General features: G+C 40.0%; 12 protein-coding genes. All 12 read right to left on the bottom strand.

Annotated elements, in window-relative coordinates; all coding sequences use genetic code 11:
- Positions 1–179: 179 nt before the first annotated feature.
- The 12 genes from ABJK37_RS11945 to sohB all read right to left on the bottom strand — a co-directional run bounded on the left by ABJK37_RS11945 (position 180) and on the right by sohB (position 16,962).
- Entirely contained in the window at positions 180–707 is a 528-nt protein-coding gene (locus tag ABJK37_RS11945) for a gamma carbonic anhydrase family protein (RefSeq protein WP_348353777.1), read from the bottom strand.
- The gene (locus ABJK37_RS11940) at positions 704–1,567 is read right to left on the bottom strand and encodes an acyl-CoA thioesterase domain-containing protein (protein WP_348353774.1); all 864 of its coding nucleotides are present in this window, start codon (positions 1,565–1,567) and stop codon (positions 704–706) included. The genes ABJK37_RS11945 and ABJK37_RS11940 overlap by 4 nt, the downstream gene beginning before the upstream one ends.
- Before the next feature lie 39 nt (positions 1,568–1,606).
- Entirely contained in the window at positions 1,607–3,463 is a 1,857-nt protein-coding gene (locus ABJK37_RS11935; protein ID WP_348353772.1) for a protein kinase, read from the bottom strand.
- A 14-nt stretch (positions 3,464–3,477) separates the two neighbouring features.
- Positions 3,478–4,353, bottom strand: a complete 876-nt coding sequence (rlmJ, locus tag ABJK37_RS11930) for a 23S rRNA (adenine(2030)-N(6))-methyltransferase RlmJ (protein WP_348353770.1) — start codon at positions 4,351–4,353, stop codon at positions 3,478–3,480.
- Between the two features lie 101 nt (positions 4,354–4,454).
- Entirely contained in the window at positions 4,455–5,684 is a 1,230-nt protein-coding gene (locus ABJK37_RS11925) for a 2-oxo acid dehydrogenase subunit E2 (RefSeq protein WP_348353767.1), read from the bottom strand.
- A 21-nt stretch (positions 5,685–5,705) separates the two neighbouring features.
- Positions 5,706–6,683 (bottom strand): transketolase C-terminal domain-containing protein, encoded by a 978-nt coding sequence (locus ABJK37_RS11920; protein WP_348353764.1) that lies wholly within the window; start codon positions 6,681–6,683, stop codon positions 5,706–5,708.
- 1 nt (position 6,684) lies between these two features.
- Positions 6,685–7,869, bottom strand: a complete 1,185-nt coding sequence (locus ABJK37_RS11915; RefSeq protein WP_348353762.1) for a thiamine pyrophosphate-dependent dehydrogenase E1 component subunit alpha — start codon at positions 7,867–7,869, stop codon at positions 6,685–6,687.
- 364 nt (positions 7,870–8,233) lie between these two features.
- Positions 8,234–11,104, bottom strand: coding sequence for a TonB-dependent receptor (locus ABJK37_RS11910; protein ID WP_348353759.1), 2,871 nt, complete (start codon positions 11,102–11,104; stop codon positions 8,234–8,236).
- A gap of 117 nt (positions 11,105–11,221) precedes the next feature.
- Positions 11,222–12,274: a FecR domain-containing protein gene (locus ABJK37_RS11905; RefSeq protein ID WP_348353756.1), complete on the bottom strand. Its 1,053-nt coding sequence runs from the start codon at positions 12,272–12,274 to the stop codon at positions 11,222–11,224.
- On the bottom strand, positions 12,271–12,831 hold the full coding sequence (locus tag ABJK37_RS11900; protein WP_348353753.1) for an RNA polymerase sigma factor: 561 nt from the start codon (positions 12,829–12,831) through the stop codon (positions 12,271–12,273). Before ABJK37_RS11900 ends, ABJK37_RS11905 begins: the two co-directional genes overlap by 4 nt.
- Before the next feature lie 151 nt (positions 12,832–12,982).
- Positions 12,983–15,556 carry a TonB-dependent receptor gene (locus ABJK37_RS11895; protein ID WP_348353750.1) on the bottom strand — a complete coding sequence of 858 codons (2,574 nt, stop codon included), beginning with the start codon at positions 15,554–15,556 and terminating at the stop codon, positions 12,983–12,985.
- Between the two features lie 368 nt (positions 15,557–15,924).
- On the bottom strand, positions 15,925–16,962 hold the full coding sequence (gene sohB / locus ABJK37_RS11890) for a protease SohB (RefSeq protein ID WP_348353747.1): 1,038 nt from the start codon (positions 16,960–16,962) through the stop codon (positions 15,925–15,927).
- Positions 16,963–17,029 lie beyond the last annotated feature (67 nt).

Below are 17,029 nucleotides of genomic sequence, written 5' to 3'. Positions count from 1 at the left end.
ATTTTAATGTTTTTTAAAAATCAATTTTAAATCAACTACTATTTATTCAAACTTGTTCTACAATTATAAATCTAGCTTTAATAGTGTTTGTATTGATTTATTAAGTTTTAACAGTTAGCGCACGGCTCTAATAAGAGCCATTCCCCTAAGCCCGGTCTAGCAATAGATTCGGGCCTTTTTTATGGTGTTTTTTCTGGTTTTAAATGTTGCAAGAACCGTTTCGCATTTTGCACGTAATGTTCGGCTGATTGCTCTAGCATTTTTTGCTGTTTTTCTGGAATCGTTTTAATAACTTTGGCTGGTGAGCCCATTACCAAAGAACCATCGGGAATTTGCATATTTTCGGTTATTAAACTGTTAGCACCTATAACACAGTACTGACCGATTTTTGCCCCGTTTAACACCACACTATTGATACCAATTAAACTGTAATCGCCTATCTCGCAACCATGTAACATGACCTTGTGACCTACGGTTACACCTTTACCGATAATAAGTGGAATACCAAAATCTGTATGTAAAACTGAGCCGTCTTGTATATTGCTGTCTTCACCAATAGTAATCAAATCACAGTCTCCACGTACTACCGTGTTAAACCAAACACTACTATTGGCTTTCATAACAACTTTACCAATAACATGACTACCAGGAGCGACAAAAACTCCCGTAGCCAAAGAGACCTTGTCATCGCCTAAAGAATAAATCACTGTTTCTCTCCAACTAAACGTATCAGACCTTCTTGCATAGTTGACGCAACCAACTTGCCTTGTCGATTAAAAAACTGGCCTTTGACTAATCCCCTCGCACCACCAGAAAACGGGCTTTGCGTCGCATATAATAACCAGTCATCAAAATCAAACGGATGATGGAACCACATTGAGTGATCAATAGTAGCAATACGTAAATTTTTATCCGAATTCGCTACACAATGGGGATGCAGGGCGGTTGATAAAAAATGATAGTCCGATGCGTAAGCCAACATGACTTGATTGAGATTGATATTTCCTGACAACACTTCTTGAGCTTTCATCCAAATATAACGTTTGGGTACTTGCTTTGTTGCCTTGTCTAGCTCAACAAAATTAACCGTGCGCATATCAATGGGTTTATGGTACCCGCTATTATCACACATGTGTTGCGACGAACTTAACGGGTTTTCTGTTAATTTAATATCTGATTCTATTTCTTCAGGTTGTGGCACATTTGGCATTTCAGCATATTGATGTTCAAGACCCTCTTCAGGAGCTTGAAAAGAGGCTGTCATATAAAAAATATTTCTGCCATTTTGAATCGCCTTTATTCTTCTAGTCGAAAAGCTGCGCCCATCACGCACGTTTTCAACATCAAACACCACCGGCTTATTTGCATCTCCTGGCAGCAAAAAATAGCTATGAAATGAATGAGTAATACGACCTTCTGGCAAAGTTAATTGTGCTGCAGCTAGCGCTTGACCTAATACTTGCCCACCAAATAAGGCTCTGAAACCTAAATCCCAACTTTGCCCTCGAAACAAACCTTCTTCTAATTTATCTAGGGTCAACAATTCTACTAATTTTACTTCTGGCATACATACCCTACTTGTTTAATACGATTTTGATATTTTACCCTAAGTTTCTCGACGAGGGTTCTTAGGATAAAATCTATCAGGTAATTGACTTTGATGGGTAAAAAATCTGGTGTCTTTATAAGGTAACTTCATAAAACCTGAAATGCCAAGGCCTTCTATTGTCGGAATAAGGTCAATGACATCTTTTAGCAAACTCTTAAATTCCAGTTCCATACTATGATTTAACAACTTGTAATCACTATGTATTTTAAGGTGAGTCGGTAAAGATTCAAATATAATACAACCCGTATGATGAATGCTATTTAATTGCCTGATCACGGCCATTAACGCTTTTGGCAAAGTTAATAACTCATCTGGATCATCACCGTCTTCAAAATATGAATGCATGCGACTGTCATGTTCAGAAAGAGAGACGTCGCTGAGTTCAAAGGGTATTTGCATAGATTTTTCAGGTTTAAATACACTGGTTTCATCTTTACGTTCAACATGTAATGTGTCTCGCGCATTAAACATACAACACTTGAATACACCCACGCGATTTATAGCTCTAGCAAAATGCACGATATTATTAAGAGACGCTTCAAAAGACTTTAGCAAAGTTAAATCGTATAAATTGAGGCTAGAATCGATGTAAACACCGGTTTTTTCCCATCTAACCGCCAAACCACCTACCACCGGATATTTACCTAAGCGACTAACAGCAGCTACAAAGGCTTTCTCGGTGTCTCCCATACCCTGCATAAAGTTTTTATAATAACGTTCAAATTGCGCATCATCGATTAACCTAAGCTCCTCTTCGACATCATAGGATTCGATCCTTAAAAAAGACTTTCTAGAACTGTAAACTACTGTATCTATCTCTTTCGAATAGGTGCTCACTCTAGACGGAATGAGAGATACATGCGCAGGATGTAACTGGTCATTCAATACAACATTTTTCATAAATTGCATGTTTTGAATAAAATAATCCCCGCCTTTTTGCCGCAATTCGGGTGAATCACTCATCATAGCGGTTAAGGTTTTAGCCAGCTCTTTAGGTAACCCCATCGAGTTTGGCGTGATAACCTTATGTCCAAAACGACTAGATTGCCCTGATGCCAAAGCATATAAGGTACTCGCTAATCCTTGCTCATCAAATCTTACGGATGACAGACCTCCGCTAAGCTGCTCCTCTCCGATAAAATATACATCCCCAAGACGAGCATTGGTTTGTTGCATATCACTCGACATCAAATCCATGACATTGTTACCTACAAATTGCCCTTGCTGGTCAATTTGTGCAAAAACTGAGGACCCCCAATCTATCAGACCCACTTCTTCGCTATTTTCATCAAACACAATATTAGAGGGTTTAATATCTCCATGAACGATTGGTTTACTTTGACCTTGTTGTTGGTGACTGCGGAGGTACAAAAGAATATCAGCAAGTTGCGCCGCTATTTTTATTACCAGACGCACTGATAGTGGACCATATTTAAGAGATATTTTTTCGAGATCCTCGCCCTTGGCTCTTTCCATCACCAAAACAGACTGCTTTTTAATTTTTTGATATTCGATTAATCGTGGAACGTGAGGGTGATGCACCAAACTTAGCATGTACGCCTCTTCTTCTAGTCTGTCTTGTACATGTTGTGGTAGATTAATTCGAGAAAACTTAAACACCTGTTGCTGACGTTGCAAGGTATCTTGAGCGCTATTTTGCTTAGCAACCGTTCCCGAAAAAGCAAATCCAAACGCTCCTTTGCCGATTAATTCAATGTCTTGGTAACCGAGCAACTGCAATTGTTCGGTACATAGTTTAAACCAATCTTTTAATTTCTTGGCGTCCTTATGGGATAACAAATAAATAGACTGTTCATCTGGAATATAAAAATGTTTTATATTTTCAGCTGTCATCTTTAAAGCGCCATTTACTCTGCAATTAACCAATCAACACTGAAAGATGCGCTATCGTTTTGCGCCATTAATGGTGTCAACTCAACTAGTGCTTCCTGCACCCTGTGATCGAATTGCCAAGGAGCGTTAATTATCGCCATGCCTGAACCATACATGCCTGCAGCCTGCTCGCCCTTAGTTACGCGTAACTCAACCTTAAGTAAATTTTTGAAAGGATGTTGCTGCAAGCCCTCAAGCATTGATTCGCTTTTACCTTGCTTACTATTACTACTGCTGAAACTAGGATCCGCAGCGGCTCTGTCAGCTATTAAAGGATACCAAATGGCATAGATGGCTGAATTCCATTTTTTATAAGCAGATATCACAGTATCAACTACCTGCTGGTATTCACTGGCTACTTCATAAGAAGGGTCAATTAACACTATGCCACGTTGCATTTCTGGTGGGGTTAAGGCTAACAATCCTTCATAACCATCTCTATGATGAATCGCGATGTTTTTACCACCCATATTACTTCTTAAATTTTGTATTTCCTGGTTATGCAATTCTATCAACACTAGTTTGTCTTGAGGCCGTAACATTGATTTGGCGATTTCAGGAGAGCCTGGGTACTGCATGAATTTTCGATAACTCGAAACTAACGACAAATAGTCGCTAACAGTTTGATTTTGAGTTGATTTTCCTACTAAACAATCAATGCCTTGTTGAAATTCTTTAGTTTTAAGTGCTTCATCAGAATCTAATTGATAGATCCCTGCTCCGCTATGCGTATCAATATAACAAAAGCCTTTATTTTTACTTTTTAATTTGTCAATTAGTAACATTTGGCTAATGTGTTTTAGTACGTCACCATGATTACCTGCATGAAAACTATGTCGATAACTTAACAATAGTGAAATCCTTAATGTAGCAGTAGTATTTATTATATTGGCCTTAATCTTAAAGCAAAAATAAACCCGCTGTTAGCGGGTTTATCATTAAATTTAATTCACTATCGAGTATTAGCTAACATTGTGAGAGGATTTTCCAAATAAGATTTCCAAAGGTTATTGAATCTCACCATTGTCGCTCCATCAATAATACGATGATCACCAGACCAACTCACATGCATGATGTTTACAGCTTTTACCACATCATTCTCACCAAACCTTGGCAGGCGTTGGATCTTGCCCAAAGCTACAATGGCTGATTCTGGCGCATTGATAACGGGTGTAGCAACAGTGCCCCCTAGCACACCAATATTAGAGATACTAATGGTACCACCTTTAAGATCCGAGTTACTTAACTTACCTTGACGAGCTAGGTCTACCAACTCGTTTGATCTTTTTGCAACATCAAACAAAGATAAATTTTGCACACCTTTTATATTTGGCACCACTAAACCAACTTTGGAGTCTACCGCTACACCGATGTTATGATCGTCGAAATAGGTCACTTGTGAACAATCAGCATTAACTTGACTGTTAATTACTGGGAATTGTTGTAGTGCTAACGACATCGCTTTAATGAAAAATGGCATAAAACTCAGTTTTACCCCTTCTTTCTCAAAAGAGGGTTTAAGTTGCTCCCTAGCCAAAATCAAACTATCCATTTCAATTTCTTCACTGACACTGAAATGTGGCACAGTAAAAACTGAATGCATCATATGTTTAGCCATTGCAGCTTGTATTCCACGAATAGGTTCAACTCGTGTTCCACCACCAACTAATGGAACAGCGGAACTAGGTTGCGTAGTTGAAGACGAAAACCCACTGAGATCTTCTTTTAATACACGCCCTTTTTCTCCGCTGCCGTTAACTTGTGATAAATCTATTTCTAATTCTCTTGCCAACCTTCTGACCGCAGGGCTTGCTAGCGCTTTACCCGACGCGGGTTTGATACCCCCCCTATCATTTGGGCTACTATCGAGTTGGTTATCTGTTGTTTTAACTTCATCGTTAGGTTCGTTTGCCACCACTGTCAGTTGTAGCTCTCCCTCTCCTTCGCCATCTATCTGCATTTCAAACAACGGTGAATGTACTTTCGCAATATCCCCCTCTACATAATATAACTTGGTGACTACGCCACTATACTTTGCTGGAATTTCTACTAAGGCCTTGTCTGTCATGACTTCAACGACCGCTTGGTCTTCGGTAATAGTTTCACCTTGAGCCACTAACCACTTAACCACTTCGCATTCCACAATGCCCTCGCCAATATCCGGCAGAATAAAATCTTGCATAACTTGCTCCTTAATATTGAGCTAAAAATTGACGTTGCGTTTAATCGCTTCGAAGGTTTTAAGATGGTCAGGCATATACTCTTTTTCATGTGCCAAGGGATAAGGCGTATCTAAGCCGCACACTCTACAAATAGGTGATTCGAGGTTTAGAAAACACCTTTCTTGCACACTTGCCGCAATCTCGCTGGCGAAACCTGCTGTCAGTGGTGCTTCATGATTAATCAATAATCGACCAGTTTTTGCAACAGAATGACAAACCGTCTCAATATCCCATGGCAAAATGCTCTGTAAATCTATTACCTCACATGAAATTCCCTGTTCTTCAGCTAATACCGCAGCTTTTTCGATAATTTCCACTTGCGCTCCCCAAGCCAATAAAGTGATGTCGGTTCCTTGTGTAATCACTTCGGCTTTACCCAGAGGTAATTCATAATCGTCTTCAGGAACTTCACCAACCGACGCCCTATACAGACGTTTGGGCTCCATAAACAACACAGGGTTATCATCACGAATTGAGGCCAACAATAAACCTTTTGCTTGATAAGGATTACGAGGAACTATGACCTTAATACCAGGAACATGAGCAAAGAACGCTTCAGGTGATTGAGAATGATAGTGACCACCGGCGATACCGCCGCCATAAGGGGTGCGAATAGTCAGCGTTCCGCAAGAGAATTGACCACCGCTGCGGTATCGAAACTTAGCAGTCTCATTCACAATTTGATCGAAAGCAGGAAAAATATAATCGGCGAATTGAATCTCAGCAATAGGCACTGAACCTTGTGCAGCCAGTCCAGTAGCAAAACCGATGATTCCTTGTTCAGTTAAGGGGGTATTAAAACATCGTCCTTTTCCAAAGGTTTGTTGAAGATTACTCGTCGCTCTAAACACCCCACCAAAATGGCCTACATCTTCACCAAATACCATGACTTTTTCATCGTCATTCATGGCAGTGATGAGGGCGTTGTTTACTGCTTGCAGCATATTCATTTTAGCCATGTTAAGACCTCCCTGCAGTTTTTGGGTAGGATTCTGGATACTTTTCAATATGCGTCTTTAAGTCTGCTAATTGGGCCCTTAAATGCCATGGCGGCGTATCGTAAACGTCCTCTATAATTTGCTCTACCGCGCAAATTGGTACTTGTTCTGCTAACTTAAGCTCTTTTAAAATATCTTGCCTTGTCTGTTCGATAAAATTCACATTGTTCGCTTGATTCAGCCATCCTTTAGAATCTAACCAATTCTTGAATCTTTGCAGAGGATCTTTTAAACGCCATCGTTCTTCCTCATCTTTGGAACGGTATCCTGTGGGATCATCAGAGGTTGAATGTGCTGCCAATCTATAGGTCATCGCCTCGATCAAAACTGGACATTGTTGCTCAATCGCGATTTTTCTTGCCTGCTCTGTCGCTGCATAAACCGCAAGTACATCGTTTCCATCAACACGGATTGTTCTAACGCCATAACCTAATCCTCTGGAAGCAATGCCATCACCAGCAAATTGTTCTTCTGATGGAGTTGAAATTGCGTAACCATTGTTACGACAAAAGAATATTACAGGGCAATTTAAAACCGCAGCCATATTGAGTCCTGCGTGAAAATCACCCTCAGAAGCGGCGCCTTCACCAAAATAACAAATAGTAACCGCATCCAGTCCAGCCATTTTCTGGCCGTAAGCGTAGCCACTTGCTTGGGGAATTTGCGTGCCTAAAGGTGAAGATATGGTCATAAAATTAAGTGCTTTAGAGCCATAGTGAATCGGCATTTGACGCCCTTTATTCAGCTCATTTTGATTGCTGAACATTTGATCCATGAATTCTTTACTCGTAAACCCTCGAAAAGCGAGCGCTCCTTGCTCTCTATATTGCGACATGATCATATCTTGTGGCGCTAGCGCGGCTGCACTACCAATCGTAGAGGCCTCTTCACCAGTACAAGCAAGATAAAAACTAATTCTACCTTGACGCTGAGCCGCAACCATTCTCTCGTCTAATAGCCTTATATATTGCATAGTCTCTAGCATTTTTATGCAGCATGGTTCACTGATATCTGGTAAGTCTGCTTCTGGATGAACGGAACCATCTGGTCGCAGAACTTGCAGCATTGGAATATCAATCAATCCATCCTCAACGATTTTAACCTGATGAATCAGCCCAACCTTGGCTAAATGATTTCTGTCTTTCATTTATCGCCCCAAAACGATACAAACCCGCGCGGCAGGTTTGTAGATTATTTGTAATTAGGATGTAAATAGTAGATGAATATTAAAAACTTGATCTTGCCAAATAGAGTTTTTAGCATGTTAAAATGAGAATGATACTTCTAAAAGAGTATTAATTATGTGATATCTATCCTACGTTCGGATAAGCAAAGCTGTTTTAATTAATAACAATCAAACAATTCATATCGACAGTAAATCCAAACAGATAACGCAGCACAATATTACAACTACCATACTAATAGAAAGATATGGAGTACGCAGTCTATCAATACTAAGATTTTCGACCTAACCTTTGATTGAACACTGGTTAAGGAACATTCATTGTTAGTTAAAAATCATATATGCCACGCAAATAGTAGAAACCACCATTAATTCCAATAGGAGAAGTAGCTGGGTACAAAGAGCCTGCTTCGCCACTATAAGGGTTGTTGTCAGGACGGTTATCCAATAAATTTTTCGCGCCTAATGATAGTTTAAAGTGGCTATTGATTTGGTAACTTAAGTCTGCGTCTATGGTAAATTCTGAACCGGCATAAATATCCAATCCCGCAGCCGCATCTAAGTGGTCTTCGTAAAAGCCTCCGTAATAATTAAGTCTGATATTACTGTTGAGTCTGTTAAACACTTGCACCATCGAAAAACTCAAACGATTAGCTGGCAGGTTATCTTCAAGCATATGTATTCTCTGGGGAGTAAGGTTTGATTCAACATAAGTGCTTCCATCATCCCGAATTCGTGTATATTGGTTAACTCTAACCACTTGAGTATCTGTCCAGTTGTACGTCAGCATTAAACGACTGGGAATGTTAAATAGGTAGGTTTCATAATTGACCACTAAATCCAATCCCTGAGTTTTAGTGTCAAAATCGTTAGTGAAATATTTCGCACTTCCATAACTAATCGCTTCTGTATTTCCCGCAGCAACGAGAGTTTGGATATCCTGCTGACTCAAAGGTAACGCAGAAGTAGTACTGATTCGATCATGAAGTTGAATATTGAAATAATCCATAGTGAAATAGAACTGTTTACTGAGCTCTCCGACCATGCCAAAACTAACATTGACAGACTCCTCTGGGAGTAGAGGGCTAGCCCCAAGCTGAATTGAAATTGCGTTGGTTGGCGGCAACGTTGCTTGGTCTTCCAAACCATCAGGTGAGAACGCCGTCGTCACGTTGACTACATTACTTTGTCCTACAGTAGGGGCTTTAAAGCCAGTACTCACCGAGCCACGTAACGTTAAACTATCATTTAAGATCATACGTGCTGAGACTTTACCATCGAATGTAGAGCCAAAATCAGTAAAGTCTTCGTATCTAGCTGCCAAGCCAAATAAAAAGGCATCACTCATATGTACTTCAAAATCACTATAGACAGCCCAATTTCCCCTACTCCACTTGCCAGCCGATTGAGCGTTATATCCTGTAAAACCATTTGAACCTACACCAAACCCCTGAGATACACCCGAATTTGGATCATAGGCCAAGCTACCCACTGAATAGGATGCTAATTCCCCTTCTTTTTGGCGATAACTTTCTCTCCTCCACTCAACACCTGTCGCAAAGTTAATTTGGTACTTTTTATTGAAGTGAAATTGTTTGAACAAGTCTAAATTAAGATTTTTTTCTAATTGACTGGCCAATCCTGGGTTAAAAGAAAATGGGGTGTTCGGCCCGAGTGATGGATTAACCGTATGCGTTATCTGGTAGTCAATTTCTGAGTAGCCTAAACCAACACTTAAATCGTACTCCCACTGTGACAACGTCTGCCCTTTGATACCCATTACCCAAGATGCGTCGCTTATAACACCACCAAATTGTGGCGTAAAACCACCAGGAAATATTTCGTTGAAGGCAAAACAATTTTGACCTACTCGGGTCGAATCATCAGCAATGAGCAGATAATCGTTGTCATCTAAAATATTACTGTCTGTTATTAGAACTTCCGGGCAACTGGTACCTTGATCAATACCATCTAAGTCAGCAACCAAGAGAGTAGGTATTCCATTTTCATTCGGCAAACCTTCAAACACCCCGTCTCGCGAGTGTGGGTTACGAAAATAAAAACCTCCCAGGGTTTTTCTACGTGCTAGATTACTAAAGGAGTACAGTTCGCTAGACGTATCGAGCTGATAACCCATATTAACTAAAAACTTCAGATCGGAGTCAACTTTGGGGCTTCCCCAGACTTGCACCGGGTCATTAACAGCTGTGTTTCCAGCGCCTATTAAGTCCAACGCATCATCTCTTTGTATGCTTCTATTTGTCGCTCCGTGTTGTTTATATTCACTACTAATATTCACAAAGCCTTGGGCACCAAGGGGGAAACCTAAACTGCTAACGAGTTGTATTAGTTCCCCATCTCCTTCACCATACTGGCCGACTCTAGCTTCAAACATGCCGCCTTGGTTATTGTCATCAAGAACAAAGTTAATCACTCCAGCTATTGCGTCTGAACCATACTGAGCCGCGGCGCCATCCCTGAGGATCTCAATTTGTTGCAATGAAGACGCAGGTATATTACTAATATCGACTCCTTGTGCCCCATCTGATAAACCGCCTCCTAAAAACGTAATTGCGGCGGATCTATGGCGTCTTTTCCCGTTCACTAGAATCAAAGTATGATCTGAAGCCATTCCCCTTAAGTTTGCAGGTCTGACTAAACTAGACGCATCATTGATGGGTTGATCATTAACATTGAACGAAGGAATTAAGGTTGAAAGCATCGATGTTACATCTGTGGAACCTTGCTGGGTAAATTCGGCTACACCAATAATATCTAAAGGAACAGGTGAATCAATAACAGATCGAGGAGCAGACCGAGTACCAACCACGGCTATCTTTTCCATGTTATTGGAAGTGTTAAAACTCTCTTTCTTATCGGTATTTTCAAATGGTTGTGATGAAGATGAATCAACTCTACTTATGGCTTTTACACTTAAACCTTGTTTATCCCTATCAGGGTATAAGCCAGTGCCTTCCAGTAACTTAACTAAAGCCAGATCAACAGAATAGTAGCCTTTTAACTCATTAGTGACCTCTTGCTCAGCAAGCTCAATTGGAAATAAAAGCGTGGTATTGGCTTGTTGTGCAAACATAATAAGAGATTTATCAGCAGCTTGCGAAGGAATGTCAAATTGATACTTATTTTGGGCAAGCGCCTGAAATGAAATAATAGCTATTACGACAATAAGTACACGCATAAAAATATAAGAAAACTGAATACACTTCGATAAGTTAGTCTACCACGTTGATATAATTTGGAAAATGGCCCAAATAAACGCTACCCAGTTACCTAAATAGACTGCTTATAGATACTCTTACTTTCCTGTAGACAGCACTATTGTTTGTTTATCTGTTTTTGAATAAACAATATTAAAATTATTCTCAAGGGCAAACAGTAACCCTTGAATATCACCAGCTTTAAAATATCCTGCAACCCTTTGCTGTCTCACTTGCTGGTCTGCTAATTTAAAATTAACTAATGTATAACGGCTAATTTCCTGTAACGCGTCAGCAAGAGGTTCACCGTGAAAAACCAACATTCCTTGTTGCCACGCTAAATCATTCTGAACTTGCTGTTGCGTCAATGTAACGGGTTGAATCGCCTGTTGACTAATCAATGCCTTTTGTCCTGCTATCATTAACTCGCCCGAACCATCGAGGGTTTGTGAACGGTTATCAATAGAGACTTTGGCTAGGTCATCAGTCTTATTTTTAACTAATACTTTTCCGTCAGTTACCAACAATTCAAACTGTTCTGCATTGGTCAATTGCACATTAAAGGCCGTTCCTACAGCCGTCACTGTATTAGTTGCCGCTTTAACAATAAATGGTCGAGTTTCATCATGAGCGACCTCAAAGTGTGCTTCACCACGCAATAAATGGACATTCCTTAAAGCGTCAGAAAAATTAATCGAAACTAAACTATCTGTATTTAAATGGATAACTGAACCATCAGCTAAGGAAATAACGCGTTGCTCACCAACCGATGTTTCAGCGTTGAGAGCCACTATGGAAGGATCTACGGTGCCTGTCATAAATTCTGGATGAGTTAACCAAGCAAAGCTACTAACAATTACAAATATAACACTAGCTGCAATGCCCATTACTTTTCTATTTAAAGATATTTTTGTGTTGCGCACATGGTTATCACGTAGTGGAAATAACGAGCTTAATTCATTTAAAACACTTAGTTCATCCCAAGTTTGTGCTACTGAAAATAAACTTTGTCTATGAAAACTACTGAGATTGACCCAATCTGAAAAAGCTTGGTCTTCACCTTCACTTAAGCCACGGTCAAAACGACTGATCCATTCGCAAGCTTGCTTGTGAATATCTTGTTTACTGCTAAATGTCTTAACGTTGTTCATTTTTTGATTGTTTCACCGTGTTTCAATATCGAAGTTACTTGTTGAGTGTCTGGTTCGACTAATTGCTGTAAATAGAGAGAACATTGGTATAATCCCTTGGCAACATGTTTTTCAACTGTGCTTTCACTTATTCCAATGTGCCCAGCGATATCCTTCTGACTCATTCCATAGACTTTTTTTAGTAAAAACACTCTCTTAACCTCTACTGATAAAGTATCAGTAGCACGGCAAAAATTTAAAAAACGCTCTTTACTTTCAATCTGACTTTCAAGACTTTTACTGGTTAGGTCACCAGGTAAATCTTTCATCTCATCTAATGATTGGTTTTTGCGTTCACTTGCTTTTGAAATATGATTTAGCGCTAGATTTCTAGCGGTTTTAAGCATGTAGGTTCGTTCAAACTTTATTTCTTGCTTTAGACCTGCTTCATAACTTTTTATAAAAGTTTCTTGAACAATATCTTCAACATCTTCATTTTTAACAATGCCACCTATAACCTTCGCTAATAGCGCGCTACATTTCACATAGGTAGATTCCATTGTCGATTTATACTGCATTGATTGACCCAAAAAAATGACCAGAGTAATGGTTCTATTTCATCACTTGCCGAAAATATGTATTACTGCTCATAAGCAACCTAATACTACCATCTATAACCGCAACAAAAAGCCTTGCCATAAATGACAAGGCTTTATTATTTACAACTGTTTAAAAGTTATAGGTAGCTTTCAGATAGTAAAAACCGCCATTATAGTCAAACGGTCCACTTTCATAGAATACGCCCCCTACTACAGCTCTTGCTTCAAGCTGCAAGCGTTCAGCATTTTGGTCAAACAAATTGTTTGCCCCAGCAGTAATAGTCACTTGATCACTTACGAAAAAGTTCACTTCAACATCAACAGTAACCGCTGCACTCGCCATTTCAGACCAAGTATCAGAGGTATCATCGGCATGGGTTGCATAGTACTCTCCAAAATAATTGGTGCGAACAAACATGCTTAATGCATCCCAGCTTTGCGAAATCGTAAAGGTCGCTCTATGGTTAGGCACACCTTTTTCTAATCTGCGTACTTTACCATCACTAGTTGTGTCAGGGTTGAATTTATCAACACTTGTTTCGTTCCAGTTGTAGGCCAAAGAAAAATCGGTATCACTACTATCAAAAATTTCCATTGAGTAATTTGCTACAACATCTACACCTTGTGTAGTTGTATCAAAATCGTTAGCAAAATAGGTAACGGCCGATATCAACTCAGGATTTTGCACACCAAGCGCTTCTAGTTCAGCGTAATCTTCAGCCAAAACACTAATTTGGCTAGATTGGGTAATACGATCTTCAACTTCAATATTGTAGTAATCAAGAGTGAAGAAAAAATCACCTGATTGGTAAACACCACCGAATGCAAAACTAGTTGAATCTTCTGGCGTCAACTCCTTACCACCATAAAATGAAGCCAACGGATCTGTAGGAGGAGCAGTAAAGCTTTGAATCAAATTGCCTTCAACTATCGAAGTTGCAGTATTAACCACATTGGCTTGACCTACTGTTGGTGCTCTAAATCCTGTGCTACTCGAACCTCGAATCGAAAATTCATCTGACACAGCATATTGTAAGGTTAACTTATAGTTAGTGGTGTCCCCAAAACTAGAAAAATCTTCGTAACGAATTGCGCCACCCAACAACAAATCTTCAGTTACATAAGCTTCAACATCAATGTAAGCGGCAATATTATGGCGAGAATTTTTACCTGCGGCTTCTGGGCCGAACCCCTTAAATCCATGAGAACCAATATTGAATCCTTGATCTGCATAAGGACCTGCCAACCATGAAGCTTCTTCACCAGCTACAATCTCAAAGGATTCACTGCGCCACTCTAATCCGCCAGCTACGTTAATTGGCTCATAAAGACCCGCTTCAACACTTTTAACCAAATCTAGGTTGACGGTTTTTTCCAACTGAATATAGCTACCTGTATCAAACTCAGTAGGAGTACTTAAACCTAAGGAAGGATTCAGCGTATTGGTAAGATTAAATGATGATTCACTCTTACCAATGCTACCACTTAAGTCAAAAAATACGTCGGCTAAGAAGCCTTCTTTTATTTCACCTTTTGTTCCAAAAGCTAGAGATGTGTCTGTGATAGTTCCGCCAAACGCCGGAGTATATCCGCCAGGGAAGATTTGATTCATCGCAAAACAATTGGGATCCGCAACCATAGCTTGATAGGCATCTGTTTCAAGTACGTTTGGAACGTTTGCTGGTACAACTGCACAAGTACGCTCAGCTCCTTGGGATTGCGCAACATCTCCTACCAATAGCGTTTCACCACCATCAATAGAATACACATTGCCACGATTGTGGGGATTCCGGTAATAGAACCCACCTATTGCATCTCGTTCGGAAAAGTTACCAAACATATACACTTCTTTATCGTCACCTAAATCAATACCTGCATTTGCAAAAATAGTAAGATCGTCATTAATTTCTGGATTACCCCAAATTTGCGCAGGGTCGCCGATAGAGGTGTTGCCAGCAGCGATTAGTGCGGCAGCGTCAGTGCGTTGCCTACTGCGACTAGTAGCATCTGCATTTTTTAACTGAAAGCTTAAGTTGACAAAACCGTCTTCTGTTAATGGTAAGCCTACATTGCCATCGATAATGGTAGCGGTACCATCACCTTCATAATACTCCCCATGTTTAATTGACAAAGAGCCGCCGTCAGCCGCATCTTTAAGCACAAAGTTCATCACACCGGCTATAGCGTCAGATCCATATTGTGCGGCCGCTCCGTCCCTAAGGACCTCAACCTGCTTTAATGCTGCACTTGGAATGACTGAAATATCTGGGCCTTGAGCACCATCATTAATACCACCGCCTTGAAACGCAATAACAGAGGCTCTATGGCGACGCTTACCATTTACCAAAATTAAGGTACTATCCGAAGACAAACCTCTTAAATTAATGGGTCGAATTAGAGTGGCCGCATCAGAAATTGGTTGAGCTCGTGAATTAAAAGACGGAACCGAACTGATTAACATGTCTAACATGTCAACTGAACCTGACTTAGACAATTCATCACCACCGATAATATCGACAGGTACTGGTGAATCAGCTACCGAGCGAGGTGCGGCTCGAGAGCCTACAACTGCAATTTTCTCGACACTTTCTTCTGTTTCGGCTTCTTGCGCTAGTGCAGGTGATACAGAAATGACACTAACTGCCGCAGAGGCAGCTATAACATAGCGAATATTTTTCGCTAGCTTTGTGATTGACGTTTTCATAGTTGTTTTCCAGCTTAATAATTTTTTATAATGCTTAAAGGCTGTCAGGTAAAAATATTTAACCTTTATTAGCCATTAAGTGCTTACTTAGTGTGTCCTGTAAACGCCTAAATAAAGGATAGGCGCAGATAATTTATATACCTGACACGAAGGAAAAACAAACTAATTACTGAAAATAAAAAATATATTTTTTTTGATAGAGGATTTTACTTTTTGCTTTGTCTATAAGGGTTGCGGAGGTGTATTGTGGAGCGACGCAAGCTCAAATTGACTGGATTAGCGGTAAATTAATTGGTCTGCGAGGGGGTGCTGTGATTACCTCTAAATACGGAGAAGGTTGAGTCACCTTCTCCGCTAACTAAATTATTTTATCTAAAGTTAGTTTCACTTTTATTCCAGAGTTTCATCAGTAGTGATTCAATCGACAGACTCGCTGCCAAACCAAGTCTTTCTGGTAAACTCTTTTTCATGCTGTATTTAACGGTAAATATTTTTTTGTTTTCGTTCGCGCTCAAAACGTAGTCATCTGATGTTTGGATTTTGTCCACTAAGCCCAATTCTTTCGCTTTAATTCCATACCAATACTCGCCTGTTGCTACTTTGCCTATTTCCAACTCAGGCCTTTGAGATTGCACAAAGTCCTTAAACATATGGTGTACGTCTTCCAATTCCGCTTTGAATTTTTCTCTACCTTGATCGTTATTTTCTCCAAACATGGTTAAGGTACGTTTGAATTCTCCGGCTGTGTGTTGTTCAAAATCGATATTACTTTTTTTCAACAACTTATTAAAATTCGGTAACTGAGCGATTACACCAATAGAACCAATGATCGCAAACTTAGCCGCTAACACCTGATCAGCAACACAAGCCATCATGTAGCCGCCACTTGCCGCCACTTTATCAACAGAAATGGTGAGTTTGATCTTTTTGTCTTTAATTCTCTGTAACTGAGAGGCGGCTAACCCATAGCCGTGCACGACTCCTCCACCACTTTCAAGCCTAACTAATACCTCATCTTCAGGTTTAGCCACACAAAGAATAGCGGTAATTTCCTCTCTCAGGTAGTCCACTTCGTGCGCGTCCATAGAGCCAGAAAAATCAACTACAAAAAGTCGACCTTGCTCCGCATCGACTGTATCTTGGTTTTTACGTTGCTTTTTCTTGGATTTTTGTGCCTTTTTCTGCTCTTTATGAAATTGTTTCAGTTCGTCCTTGTTTAACAACTCACTTCTAGCAAACTCAGTGATTGACTCCAACTTGTCTGATAGCGAGTTTATTTCAAGGTGCCCCTTCCCTTGTTTTTGTTTACTGACTAATCCAATGATACCGCCAAGCGCCAGTAGGATGGCCACAACAATTGTTACCGCTTTAGCGATAAATAGTCCATATTCGTATAAAAATTCCAAAAGCCTTTTCTCCTCAAAATGTTTCCGGTGATATGGGGATAAAAAATCACAAAAAAAGCCAAGTGTT

This window comes from Paraglaciecola sp. (assembly GCF_039964565.1).
GTDB lineage: Bacteria > Pseudomonadota > Gammaproteobacteria > Enterobacterales > Alteromonadaceae > Paraglaciecola.
This window is presented reverse-complemented; position numbering and strand designations above follow the sequence as displayed.